The sequence below is a fragment of the Azospirillum agricola genome, from assembly GCF_020005195.1.
In the GTDB taxonomy this organism is placed as follows: Bacteria; Pseudomonadota; Alphaproteobacteria; order Azospirillales; family Azospirillaceae; genus Azospirillum; species Azospirillum agricola.
On sequence record NZ_JAIFZR010000005.1, the window covers coordinates 2,317,464 to 2,329,862 of the forward strand.

13 protein-coding genes are annotated in these 12,399 nt (G+C 68.4%); 7 read left to right on the forward strand and 6 right to left on the reverse strand.

Annotated features, from left to right (window positions below; translation table 11 throughout):
• Positions 1–65: 65 nt before the first annotated feature.
• Entirely contained in the window at positions 66–245 is a 180-nt protein-coding gene (locus JN22_RS25990) for a hypothetical protein (RefSeq protein ID WP_085556644.1), read from the reverse strand.
• A 542-nt stretch (positions 246–787) separates the two neighbouring features.
• On the opposite strand from JN22_RS25990, the gene JN22_RS25995 reads away from it, so the two are divergent.
• Positions 788–1,486, forward strand: coding sequence for a LuxR C-terminal-related transcriptional regulator (locus JN22_RS25995; protein WP_085556645.1), 699 nt, complete (start codon positions 788–790; stop codon positions 1,484–1,486).
• 216 nt (positions 1,487–1,702) lie between these two features.
• On the opposite strand, the gene JN22_RS26000 is transcribed toward JN22_RS25995, so the two are convergent.
• Positions 1,703–2,446 (reverse strand): response regulator transcription factor, encoded by a 744-nt coding sequence (locus JN22_RS26000; protein WP_223677888.1) that lies wholly within the window; start codon positions 2,444–2,446, stop codon positions 1,703–1,705.
• 768 nt (positions 2,447–3,214) lie between these two features.
• On the opposite strand from JN22_RS26000, the gene JN22_RS26005 reads away from it, so the two are divergent.
• The 4 genes from JN22_RS26005 to der all read left to right on the forward strand — a co-directional run bounded on the left by JN22_RS26005 (position 3,215) and on the right by der (position 7,592).
• Positions 3,215–3,859, forward strand: a complete 645-nt coding sequence (locus JN22_RS26005; protein WP_085556647.1) for a response regulator transcription factor — start codon at positions 3,215–3,217, stop codon at positions 3,857–3,859.
• Between the two features lie 293 nt (positions 3,860–4,152).
• Entirely contained in the window at positions 4,153–4,797 is a 645-nt protein-coding gene (locus JN22_RS26010) for a tetratricopeptide repeat protein (RefSeq protein ID WP_085556648.1), read from the forward strand.
• Positions 4,798–4,800: 3 nt separating this feature from the next.
• Positions 4,801–6,147, forward strand: a complete 1,347-nt coding sequence (locus tag JN22_RS26015) for a PQQ-like beta-propeller repeat protein (RefSeq protein WP_085556649.1) — start codon at positions 4,801–4,803, stop codon at positions 6,145–6,147.
• Positions 6,148–6,182: 35 nt separating this feature from the next.
• Positions 6,183–7,592: a ribosome biogenesis GTPase Der gene (gene der, locus JN22_RS26020; RefSeq protein ID WP_085556650.1), complete on the forward strand. Its 1,410-nt coding sequence runs from the start codon at positions 6,183–6,185 to the stop codon at positions 7,590–7,592.
• A 16-nt stretch (positions 7,593–7,608) separates the two neighbouring features.
• Here der and JN22_RS26025 read toward each other — a convergent pair whose 3' ends face one another.
• The 4 genes from JN22_RS26025 to map are packed head-to-tail and all read right to left on the reverse strand — an operon-like array spanning position 7,609 to position 10,102.
• On the reverse strand, positions 7,609–8,043 hold the full coding sequence (locus JN22_RS26025; RefSeq protein WP_085556651.1) for a cupin domain-containing protein: 435 nt from the start codon (positions 8,041–8,043) through the stop codon (positions 7,609–7,611).
• 2 nt (positions 8,044–8,045) lie between these two features.
• The gene (locus tag JN22_RS26030; protein WP_085556652.1) at positions 8,046–8,636 is read right to left on the reverse strand and encodes a Uma2 family endonuclease; all 591 of its coding nucleotides are present in this window, start codon (positions 8,634–8,636) and stop codon (positions 8,046–8,048) included.
• 48 nt (positions 8,637–8,684) lie between these two features.
• Positions 8,685–9,293, reverse strand: coding sequence for an NUDIX hydrolase (locus tag JN22_RS26035; RefSeq protein ID WP_085556653.1), 609 nt, complete (start codon positions 9,291–9,293; stop codon positions 8,685–8,687).
• Complete coding sequence (map, locus tag JN22_RS26040; RefSeq protein WP_085556654.1) at positions 9,290–10,102, reverse strand: type I methionyl aminopeptidase; 813 nt, start codon at positions 10,100–10,102, stop codon at positions 9,290–9,292. The genes JN22_RS26035 and map overlap by 4 nt, the downstream gene beginning before the upstream one ends.
• 176 nt (positions 10,103–10,278) lie before the next feature.
• Here map and radA point away from each other — a divergent pair, with 176 nt between their 5' ends.
• Complete coding sequence (gene radA, locus JN22_RS26045) at positions 10,279–11,685, forward strand: DNA repair protein RadA (protein ID WP_085556655.1); 1,407 nt, start codon at positions 10,279–10,281, stop codon at positions 11,683–11,685.
• 27 nt (positions 11,686–11,712) lie between these two features.
• Positions 11,713–12,399: a CvpA family protein gene (locus JN22_RS26050; RefSeq protein ID WP_085556656.1), complete on the forward strand. Its 687-nt coding sequence runs from the start codon at positions 11,713–11,715 to the stop codon at positions 12,397–12,399.

Sequence of the window (12,399 nt, forward strand, 5' to 3'; positions counted from 1 at the left end):
CCGATCCGGCCCATTTCCGAGGCCCTTCCCCATTGCCGGGGAAGGGCCTTTTCTTGTGGAGTGGGTCAGGGAGGCGAATCGAGCATGATGACCGCCGCCACGATCGCCGCGATGGCGCCGCAGAGGATCGCGACGATCGCGAGGCTGCGCAGGAACTGGCGGAACTCCCCCTGCTTCCAGGCGCTGCGCGCCAGCAGCAGGAGATAGCCGGCGATTCCCGCCCCGATGATCTGCCAGCCCGTCATGCCGTCCCCGCGATTCGCGGCCGCAGAAGCGCATGGGCGGGGTCGGCTCGTCAAGGCCGGTCGGAGGATGCGGAAAAGGGGCGGGACGGGCGTCCGGACAGGGGGCGGCCGTTACGCCGAAAGGCTATGGTCCCGGATGGGGGGAGGGGAAGGCGCGACCTTCCGCGCAGCGGGTTTTCTGCAATTCACGGCGCTATTTTTAGAATCCACATCACTCAATGCGCGTTTTTATTGACAAATAAGTGGTGGTTGTCACGAAGAATAACCTTTTCGATGGGATGAGACGAATACTTTCAACGAGGCCGTTTACACCTTCAAGAGGTCGTGGCTTTGCGCATATGTCCAATGCGTTCTTCTTTTAACTCCGGAGAGTGGTAACGTAGGACACGACACGGGGGTAAGCTCACCCTAAATATTGGTAGGCCGAAGACTTCGAAGGGGGGCGGCGCCGGATGGTTCGGATAGCCGGACGCCCACACGATCGGAATCGTTTTCTGGTCCGCCGTGTCACGACGATCGATCCAAATTCGCGGGAGCTGACCATGGACACAGTGCGTGCTTTTCTGATCGACTCCAACAAGCTGTTCCGCGAGGGATTGAAGCGGCTGCTCGACGACTCGCCGTTCCAGATCGGCGCCGAGGCCGGCAACCTCCGCGAGGCGCTGAACAGCGTCGAGAACGGCCTGCGTCCGCAGCTCGTCCTGCTCGACCTCCAGAACGGCGGCGACGAGGAGGCGGAAGGGATGCGCCGGCTGCGCGCCCAACTGCCGGACGCCCGCATGGTCATCCTGACCAGCGATCTCTGCACCCGCCGCCTGGCCAACGCGCTGGAGGCGGGGGCCGACGGCTACCTGATGAAGGACCTGTCGTCCGACGCTCTGGCCCAGTCGTTGAAGCTGGTGATGATGGGCGAGAAGGTGTTCCCGACCCATCTGGCCGCGCTTCTGATCTCCGGCCGGGTCAACGGCAACGGCACCGAGATGCCGGTGTCGCGCAAGGGGCTGTCGCAGCGCGAGGTGCAGATCCTGCGCTGCCTGCTGAACGGCGACAGCAACAAGATGATCGCCAACCATCTGAACATCACCGAGGCGACGGTGAAGGTCCACCTGAAGAGCCTGCTGCGCAAGATCAACGCCTCCAACCGCACCCAGGCCGCCATCTGGGCGCTCAACAACGGCATCGGCGGCGAACTGGCCGGCGCCGGCGTGGTGGCGGCTGCCGCGACGGCGGCCCACCAGTAACCGTTCCCCACCACGGCTCGACCGCGAAAAGCCCCTCTTCCATCAGGAGGAGGGGCTTTTCGCGTGGGCGCCCCTTGCCGAAACCCGCGACCCGGCCGGATGCCGCAGGGCGGGCGGCGCAAGGGGCGTGACCGCGGGGACGTCGCAAAAAAAACCTCCGGACTTGTGATCCGGAGGGCTTCGAAGCCGATGGGCCGTGGGGGGAGGCCGGCGGGGCTAGGCTCCCGCCGCGCGCTGCTGCTGGGCGGCGTGCATGTGGGGGGGCACGACCCCGTCGCGCGCCGATTGCAGGGCGCCCTGCTGGCGCGCGGCGAAGACCCCGGCCTCGGTCCGGTTGCGGAAATGGAGCTTGGACAGCACGCTGCGCACCATCGACTTGATCACCGCCTCCGACAGGTCCAGCGCGTTGGCGATGGTCCGGTTGTTCAGCCCCTGGCCCAGCAGGCGCAGGGTCTCGTATTCCGGATCGGACAGGCGGGGCAGCAGGCTGAGCCGGATTTCGTCCACCCCCAGCCGCGACAGGAACTGCTTGGGCATCAGGCAGTGGCCCTCCAGCCCGAGGTCCAGCAGCTCGTTGATGCGGTCGACGTTGAGATCCTCGAACACCCAGGCGTCGGCGAAGGCCAGGATGTGGGCGGCGTCGAGCAACTCGCGCGACGACAGCACCACGACGATCCGGGAGCGCCGCGACAGGCGCAGATAGACCATCGGCTCGTTCTCGCGCAGCGCGGTGAACTGCTGGAGGCCGATCAGGATGGCGTCCGGCGTCAGCGCGCTCTGCGTCAGGTCGGTGATGTCGTGCAGCACCGTCACCCGGTGCCGGCCACCACGGTCGAGCGCCTGCACCACGGTTTCGGTCAGCGCGTTGTTGTCGAGGATCAGGCAGACATGCATGGGGGTCACCGCGTTGCGGGTCTGGTGAGATGCTTTCTCATGGGCGTACTCATGATGTGTGTGCATGGGTCAGCTCTGTCTGGAGGAGGCATCCACGGCTGGCCCGAACCGGGCATTGCCGCCTGCGTCTCGGTTGAATGGAAAACCGACCGTGTGTTCGGCCGGCCCAGGCACGCGCAATCCCGATATTTCATAAAATGTTCCAAGTATTCCTGTAAAAGAGAAGAGTTCGCTGGTGGTCCTGGAATAATTTAGAAATTGATGAGGTGGCACGTAAATCGAACGATGGATTATCAACCGAGATCGTCAAGCACAGCCAGGATGGTCGCCTCTTGTTTCGGGACGGTAACACCTCTGGAATGTTGTGTGCTGAACGGGTCACAGCCGATTGCGCGTTGGTACAGGGATCCTTCCGGGAGATTCGAACGGTTCGGCCTGACCCTCCGCGCCCTCGATTCGGGGTTAGTTCAGCTCTGCTCACACGAACGGGATCGCTTCGCAAAGGTTCCAAGACGATTCCCTGCGCGAACGGAGACGATTTTTGCATTTTCGAGTGCTTCGATTGGACGGGCTCAGTCCCGAATCGGGTTTCCTGCCGCGAATCTATGACTTATGGCCTGGGCAATGCTTGGGCGCGCTCTGCCGTATGGTTCGGTCATGGCGCGGCGCGGCGGCTAATGACCTATGGCCCTTGTCGATATACAGCCCCTCTTCCGATCGTGGTATCAATCACCCAAGCCAGTTAAGGCGAGCGAGACGATCCGGGGGCCGCGGGGGCTTACCGGACGCGAAGGCGAGGCCCGCAAGGGGCGGCGAACGAGGGTGACGGGGATCATGAAAATCCTGATCGGTGACGACCATCTGCTGTTCCGTGAAGGGCTGCGGCGGCTGCTCGAGCAGCTGCATGGCGATGCCACCTTCATCGAGGCGGGGACCTTCAACGAACTGCTCGACCGCTGCCGGTCGGACATCACCTACGACATCGTGCTGATGGATCTGCACATGCCGAACTGGCCGGGCTTCGACGGCCTGCGCGACGTCCAGGCCTTGCAGCCGGGGGTTCCCATCGTCGTCATCTCCGCCTCCGAGGCGCTGGGCGACATCCGCGGCGCGCTCGACCACGGCGCCACCGGCTACATTCCGAAATCCAGCAGCGTCAAGGTCATGATGGGCGCGCTGAACCTCGTCTTCTCCGGCGGCATCTATGTTCCGCCCGGAGCCCTGACCGCCAGCATGGACGCGGCGCCGCGCCGCCGCTCGCCGCTGGACGTCGCCGACCGCAGCGGCGGCTACGGCCTGACCCAGCGCCAGCGCGAGGTTCTCGAATGCCTGCGGCTGGGCAAGTCGAACAAGCAGATCGCCTATGAACTGGGTCTGTCGGAAGGCACCGTCAAGATCCACGTCACCGCCATCTTCAAGTCGCTGGGCGTCAAGAACCGCACGCAGGCGGTGATCGCCGCCGCGGCGATGACGGCCTGACGGTTTCCGGGGCGACCTCGTTTCCCTCCGTGTTTCGCTGACATCGGGTGGTGCGCTGAAAAAGGGCCGTGCGGGCGTCGTCCCGCGCGGCCTTTCGCCTGTCCGGCCATCCGAATCCCCAGGGGGCATGGGGGGCGGGGCGCCGTGCGCACTTGACCGGGCGTGGTACCCAATGCTATCCGGCCCTGTGATGGCGCGGACAGGCCCCTCCGGCCAGCCGGGGGTGCCGTTCCGCCCGACCCGAGACCGCGCCGCCGTCCCGGCCGCACGAACAAGGACCGCACCGCAGCGCCATGAGCGATATTTTCCGCGAAGTCGACGAGGATCTGCGCCGCGATCGCGCGGAGCATGTGTTCAAGAAGTATGGCGGCGCCATGATCGCCGCCGCCGTGCTTCTGGTCGCCGGAACCGGCGGCTACACCGCGTGGCGCAACTGGCAGGCCTCCAAGCAGCAGCAGGACACCGCGGCTCTCGTCACCGCCATCTCGCAGACCGCGCAGGGGCCGGAGAAGGGCGTCGAGGCGCTCGCCGCCTACGCCGGCAGCGCCGACCCGCGCATGGCCGCCTTCGCCCAGTTCAACGCCGCGGCGCTGCTGCTGCGCCAGGGCAAGCCGGCCGACGCCGCGACGATCTATGACGGCATCGCCGCCAACAGCTCCGTCGATCCGGTCTACCGCGACCTCGCCACCCTGCTGGGGGCGATGCAGCGGGTCGAGAGCGGCGACGCCGCCCAGCTCACCGCCAGGCTCCAGCCGTTGACCGCCGACAGCAGCCCGTGGCGCTTCACCGCGCGCGAGCTGACCGCCTTGCTGGCCGCCCGCGGCGGCGACACCGCCAAGGCGCGCGGCCTCTTCCAGCAACTGGCCGACGACCAGCAGGCGCCGAGCGGCGTCCGCTCCCGCGCCGCCGACCTCGCCTCCCTCTACGGCAAGACCTGACGAATGACCACGGCCCGTCCTCTGCGCCGTTCGGCGCTCCTGTCCGCTTCGCTGCTCGCCGTCCTGCTGGGCGGTTGCGACACCGTCGGCGACTGGTTCGGCAAGACTCCCGAACCGCCGCTGCCGGGGCAGCGTGTCTCCGTCCTGACCCGCGAGCGCAAGATCGAGCCGGACGCCCGTCTGGCCGACGTCGCGGTCACCGTGCCGCCGCCGGCCGCCAACGTCGCCTGGCCGCAGGCGGGCGGCACGCCGGACCACGCCATGGGGCATCTCGCCCTTGCGGCCAGCCCGTCCGAGGCGTGGCGCGGCGACATCGGCAGCGGGTCGAGCAGCTCGCGCGCCCTGCTGGGCGTTCCGGTGGTCGCCGACGGCAAGATCTTCGCCATGGACGCCGACGCGCATGTCGCGGCGCTCGACGAGCAGACCGGCCGGTCGCTGTGGCGCGTCGACACCAAGCCCGAGCATGAGCGCGGCGGCGCCACCGGCGGCGGCGTGTCCTACGCCGACGGACGCCTCTACGCCGCCACCGGCTTCGCCGAGGTGATGGCGATGGATCCGGCCAACGGCTCGGTCCTGTGGCGCAAGCGCGTCGCCGGCCCGGTGCGCGGCGCTCCGACCGTGTCGGGCGGGCGGGTCCTCGTGCTGACGCTCGACAACCAGATCGTCGCCCTGTCGACCGGCGACGGCACCGTGCAATGGTCGCAGCAGGGCATCCTGGAAACTGCCGGCCTGCTCGGCGCCGCCAGCCCGGCCGCGACGTCGACCCTGGTCGTCGCCCCCTACTCGTCGGGCGAGCTGTTCGGGCTGCGGCCCGAGACCGGCCGCGTCGCGTGGCAGGAGAGCCTCGCCGCCATCCGCCGCACCGGGGCCCTCAGCAACCTCGCCGACATCCGCGGCCTGCCGGTGATCGACCGCGGCACCGTCTACGCCATCGGCCATTCCGGCCGCATGGTCGCCATCGACGAGCGGATCGGCAACCGGGTGTGGGAGGCCGAGATCGGCGGCACCCAGACCCCGTGGCTGGCCGGCGACTATCTGTTCACCGTGACCAACGACGCCGAGCTGGTGGCGGTGACCCGTCAGGCGGGCCGCGCCCGCTGGGTGGCTCCGCTCGACCGCTACGACGATCCCAAGGACAAGACCGGCCCGATCACCTGGGCGGGGCCGGTGCTGGCCGGCGGCCGCCTGTGGGTGGCCGGCTCGAACGGCCAGCTGCTCGGCCTGTCGCCGAACAACGGCGCGGTCGAGGTCACCCGCAAGCTGCCGGCGGCCGCCTACTTGCCGCCGGTCGTCGCCAACAACACTCTCTATGTCCTGTGCGACAACGGGACGCTTGCCGCGTTCCGTTGATGCTTCTCGTCTGTCTTTAGGAAAACCCTGGCGCCATGTCGTTCACAGTCGTTCTCGTCGGTCGGCCGAATGTCGGCAAATCGACCCTGTTCAACCGCCTGGCCGGCAAGAAGCTGGCCCTGGTGGACGACACGCCGGGCGTCACCCGCGACTGGCGCTCCGCGCCCGGATTCGTCGGCGGCCTGTCCTTCACGGTGGTGGACACCGCCGGGCTCGAGGACGTCACCGACGACAGCCTGGAGGCGCGCATGCGCCGCCAGACCGAGCAGGCGCTGGAACGCGCCGACGTCGCGCTGTTCATCATCGACGCGCGCGCCGGCGTGACCCCGATGGACCGCCATTTCGCCTCCATCCTGCGCAAGAGCAAGACCCCGGTCCTGCTGGTCGCCAACAAGTCCGAAGGCAAGGCGTCGAAGTCCGGGCTCTACGAATCCTACGAGCTTGGGCTGGGCGACCCGATCCCGCTTTCCGCCGAGCATGGCGAAGGCATGGCCGATCTGGTCGAGGGGCTGCTGCCTTTCGTTCCCAAGGAGGAGGCCGAGGCCGAGGCCGAGGAGGCCGCGCCCGCCGCCGACGCGTCCGACGAGGGACCGATCCCCGTCGGCGACCAGCCGGAGCCGGAAGAGGACAAGGCCAAGCCGATCCAGATCGCCATCGTCGGCCGTCCCAACGTCGGCAAGTCGACCCTGCTCAACAGCCTCGTCGGCGAGGAGCGGGTGCTGACCGGGCCGGAGGCCGGCATGACCCGCGACGCGATCAGCGTCGATTGGGAATGGCGCGACCGCCGCTTCAAGCTGGTCGACACCGCCGGCATGCGCCGCCGCGCCCGCGTCGACGAGAAGGTCGAGAAGCTGGCCGTCGCCGACACGCTGCGCGTCATCCGCATGGCGAACGTCGTGGTGCTGGTGGTCGACGCCGAGGCGATCCTCGACAAGCAGGACCTCAACATCGCCCGCATGGTGATCTCGGAAGGCCGCTCGCTGGTCATCGCGGTCAACAAGTGGGACATCGTCGACGACCGCGCCATGGCGCTGCGGCAGGTCGAGGACAAGCTGGAGGCGGCGCTCGGCTACATCAAGGGCGTCAAGGTCGTTACCATCTCGGCCCTGAGGAACCAGAAGCTCGGCACGCTGCTCGACGCCATCGTCGACACCTACGCGGTGTGGAACCGGCGCATCCCGACCTCGCAGCTCAACCGCTGGATCGAGGGCGTGCTCGACCACCATCCGCCGCCCCTGATCGAAGGGCGCCGGGTGAAGATCCGCTACGTGACCCAGGTGAAGTCGCGGCCGCCGACCTTCGCGCTGTTCGTCAACAAGCCGCTCGACCTGCCGGAAAGCTACCAGCGCTACCTGATCGGCCATCTGCGCGACAGCTTCGACCTGCCGGGCGTGCCGTTGCGGCTGCTGCTGCGCAAGGGCAACAACCCCTACGCCAAGGAGTGAGGGGAGGGGGCCGGAGTCAGGCCGGCCCCGGATCCCAATCCGGCGGTGCCAGGGTGAAGCCGGCGAACTCGAAGGCCGGCGCCACGGTGCAGCTCACCAGCGACCAATCCCCCAGGCTGCGGGCCGACTGCCAGGCGCCGACCGGCACGACCGCCTGCGGCCGTTCTCCCGCCGCGAGATCCATGCCGAGCCTGTGAACACGGGTTCCGGGAGCGGCCTCGTCGTGAATCGACAGCTCCAGCGGCGCGCCGCCGTGCCACAGCCAGATCTCGACGGCGTCCACCTTGTGCCAGTGGGACCGCTCGCCGGCCTTCAGCAGGAAGTAGATCGCCGTCACCGCGCCGCGCCCCTCGGCGGGAGCGCGGTAGGTTTCCACGTAGAATCCGCCCTCGGGGTGCCGCTGGAGACCGAGCAGCGCGATCAGGCGGTCGGCATCGAAGGCGTCCATCATCGCTAGTCCTCGTCGTCGGATTCGCCGTCGAGGGCAAAGGGCACCTCGGTGTCCTCGTAGATGACCGCAAGCGGCAGTTCGACCCCCAGCGCCGGAAGGCGCAGGACGCCGGCCTCGCCCGAGACCACCTCGTGCAGCCAGCCGTCGCCGTCGCGGCGGAAGCTCTCCACGGCGGCGGCGCGCTGGTGGACGATCACGTACTGCGTCAGCGAGGGTAGGGTGCGGTAGGCCGTGTTCTTGGTCAGGTGATCGCGGGTCGCGGTGCTGTCGGACAGCACCTCGACGATCACGCTCGGCTCGGAGGCCAAGCGGTCCTGGTCGTTGAGCTTGGCGCAGGTGACCAGAACATCCGGATAGAAGACCGAGTCGTCGGCGATGGTCTTCATGTTTTCCTGGAAAACCCGGCACGGAGTGCCGCGCAGAGCGCTCCGGAGCGCTGTGTAGATGTTGCCGGCGATCTGGTTGTGCGCCACGGTTCCGCCGACCATGGCGACGATCTCGCCATGATGGAACTCGTGGCGCCCGTCTTGCCGTTCCTCCCAAGCGAGGAATTCGGCCACCGTCATCGTCCGATGCTTGCGCAAGGCACCCATAGCCACGCCTCCCACCGTCCTGCCGTTCCGGCCATCACCTTATCACGGTCAGACTGTCCGTGCCCGCGCCGCCATGCCCAATCCCTCGCGCAGTTCCGGCAGCAGCACGGCGCCGAGCATGGCGATCACCGGCAGGAAGGCATAGTCGCCGCGCGCCGCCGCCTCGATCAGCTCCTCGCGGCTGTGCAGCTCGATCCGCATCTCCTCCAGGTCGCCGTCGTCGGGCTCGGCGATCTTGCGGGCGTTGCGGGCGTGGAACATGTGGCAGGCGCAGCCGCGATGGTTGCCCTGCACGACGAAGTCGCCGAGCCCGGTCCACTCGTCGGAGACGTAGCCGGTCTCCTCCAGCAACTCGCGCTTGGCGGCGGCCAGCGGATCCTCGCCGGGAGAGAGGGCGCCGGCCGGAAAGGTCAGGCTGACCCGCCGAGCCCCGTGCTTGTAGGTGCGCAGCATGACGACCCGGCCGTCCCCGGTCTCGACGAACATCACGGCGTAGTCGGGCTGCTCGACCTGATAGAAGCTTTCGACCCGGCGGCCGTCGGGAAGCTCGACCGTCTCGGCGCGCACCTTCAGGAAGGGGCTGGCGTCCAGCAGGTCGCGGCTGCCCAGCACCGTCCAGGGCTTCAGCGGCTCGTCGCCGCCGGATTCCCCGCTCAAGCGGCGTCTCCGTAGGGCGGCTGGGTGAAGCCGGCGGGGGAGAGGGTGAAGATCTCGCAGCCGTCTTCGGTGATGCCGATCTGGTGCTCGAACTGCGCCGACAGCGAACGGTCGCGGGTCACCGTGGTCCAGCCGTCCGACAGGATCTTCACCTCGGGGCGGCCGGCGTTGATCATCGGCTCCACCGTGAAGACCATGCCGGGCTTCAGCTCGACGCCGGTGCCGGGCTTGCCGAAATGGTCGACGTGCGGGGCGTCGTGGAAGACCTGCCCGATGCCGTGCCCGCCGAAGTCGCGCACCACCGAGCAGCGGTTCGCCTCGGCCAGCGTCTGGATGGCGTGGCCGATGTCGCCCAGATGATTGCCGGGCCTCGCCTGGGCGATGCCGGCCATCATGCAGCGGTAGGTCAGGTCGACCAGATTGCGCGCCTTCACGCCGATCTTCTCGCCGACGAAATACATGCGGCTGCTGTCGCCGTACCAGCCGTCGAGGATCACCGTCACGTCGATGTTGACGATGTCGCCCTCGGCCAGCCGCTTGTCGTCGCTGGGGATGCCGTGGTTGACGACATGGTTGGGCGAGATGCAGCAGGCCTTCGGGTAGCCGTGATAGCCGATGGTGGCGGGGATGCCGCCGCGGTCGCGCTGGAACGTCTCGATCAGCTGGTCGAGCCGGCCGGTGCTGACCCCCGGCACCACGAAGGCGCCGATGTAGTCCAACGTCTCCGCCGCCAGCCGGCACGCCTTGCGGATCGCCTCGAACCCTTCCGGTCCATGCAGAACGATGCGCTTGCCTTCCTTGTCCGCCACAAATCCCCCGGTCTTCGTCGTCGTGGTGCGAATGTTCGTCGTCGCAGTAAACTACCACCTCGGCGGGCCGAAAAAAGCCCCCGCATTTTCATGGCTGGACCCGGCCGGGGCCATAGGATTCCCGGAAACGCCTTGCTATATGTTGGCCGTCTTACCCCCATCGGACTACCAGACCTTTGGCGAAGCCAACCACCCGCTACGTCTGCCAAGCCTGCGGCGCCTCCTTTCCGAAATGGGCGGGGCGCTGCGACGCCTGCGGCGAATGGAACAGCCTCGTCGAGGAGGCCGCGCCCGACGCGGCGCCGAAGGGGCTGGGCGTCTCGCGCGGCCGCCGGCTGGAGTTCGTCGGGCTGGAGGGATCGAGCGCCGCCCCGCCGCGCCGCCTGACCGGCATCGCCGAATTCGACCGGGTGTGCGGCGGCGGGCTGGTGCCCGGCTCGGCGATCCTCATCGGCGGCGATCCCGGCATCGGCAAATCGACGCTGCTGCTCCAGGCGATGGCGCGGCTGGCGCAGAACCACCGCTGCGCCTACGTCTCGGGCGAGGAGGCGGTCGACCAGGTGCGGCTGCGCGCCCAGCGGCTGGGCTGCGCCAACGCGCCGGTCAGCCTCGCCTCGGCGACCAACGTCCGCGACATCGTCGCCTCGCTCGACGAGGCGAACGGTCCCGAGATCATCGTCATCGATTCGATCCAGACCATGTATGTCGATGTGCTGGACAGCGCGCCGGGCACCGTCGCCCAGGTGCGCGCCAGCGCGCAGGAGCTGATCCGCGTCGCCAAGCGGCGCGGCGTCGTGCTGCTGCTGGTCGGCCACGTCACCAAGGAAGGCACCATCGCCGGCCCCCGCGTGCTGGAGCACATGGTCGACACGGTGCTCTATTTCGAGGGCGAGCGCGGCCACCAGTTCCGCATCCTGCGCGCGGTGAAGAACCGCTTCGGCCCGACCGACGAGATCGGCGTCTTCGAGATGGGCGACGGCGGCCTCGGCGAGGTCGCCAACCCGTCCGCCCTGTTCCTCGCCGAGCGGCGCGGCGACGTGTCGGGCGCCGCCGTCTTCGCCGGGATGGAGGGCACCCGCCCGGTGCTGGTCGAGGTGCAGGCGCTGGTGGCGCCGTCGCCGCTCGGCACGCCGCGCCGGGCGGTGGTCGGCTGGGATTCGGCACGGCTCGCCATGGTGCTGGCGGTGCTGGAGGCGCGCTGCGGCGTGCAGATCGGCACCAACGACGTCTATCTGAGCGTGGCCGGCGGCCTGCGCATCACCGAGCCGGCGGCCGATCTGGCGGTCGCCGCCGCGCTGGTGTCCTCGCTGACCGGGGAGCCGGTGCCGGCCGACGCCGTGGTGTTCGGCGAACTCGGCCTGTCGGGCGAGGTCCGCGCCGTGAGCCAGACCGACACGCGGCTGAAGGAGGCGGCGAAGCTCGGCTTCTCCTCCGCCATCTTCCCGGCGCGGCGCACCGGCAAGCGCGGCCGCAACGCCGACAACGGATTGAAAAGCGTGGAATTGCAGCAACTGGGCGAATTGTTGCCGCTGTTCCAGCAGGGCTCGCGGCCGGCCCGGCCGCGTCATCGCGACGACGAGTGAGAGCAGGGACGAGGGGACGACACGACCATGGAGAATTTTCCCGTCAACCCGGCGGATCTCGCCGTCATCGCGGTGCTGCTGCTGGCGGCGCTGCTGGCCTTCACGCGCGGCCTGGTGGCCGAGGTGCTGTCGGTCGCCGCCTGGGCCGGTGCCGCGGTGGTGACGCTCTACGCGCTGCCGCATGTCCTGCCCTTCGTGCAGGCGCAGATCAAGCTGGAGATGGTGGCCTACGCGGTCACCGCCGTCGGCCTCTACATCGTCTCGCTGGTCGTGCTGACCCTGGTCGGCCGGGCGCTGTCGCGCGGCGTGCAGAATTCCGGCCTTTCGGCGCTCGACCGCTCGCTCGGCTTCGTCTTCGGTCTGGCCAAGGGTGCCATTCTGGTGTCGGTGGCCTATCTCTTCTTCGTGTGGCTGGTGCCCAACACGGCGGAGCATCCGGTCTGGCTGCAAACCGCCAAGACCCGGCCCTTCCTGGCGAACGGCGCCGCCATGCTCTACGACTTCGTGCCGGAGACTCTGCGCAAGGAAGGGGTGGGGCAGATGGACATCGCGCGCGAGCAGGCCAAGCGGGCGATGGAGGCCAAGGAGGCGCTGGACCGCCTGTCCACGCCGGTGCCCAGCCAACCGAAGACCGGGGGTGCGTCGCAATCCGATACCGGCTATAAGGACCGCGACCGCGCCGAGATTGAACGGCTGATGCAGAACGCGCGATAA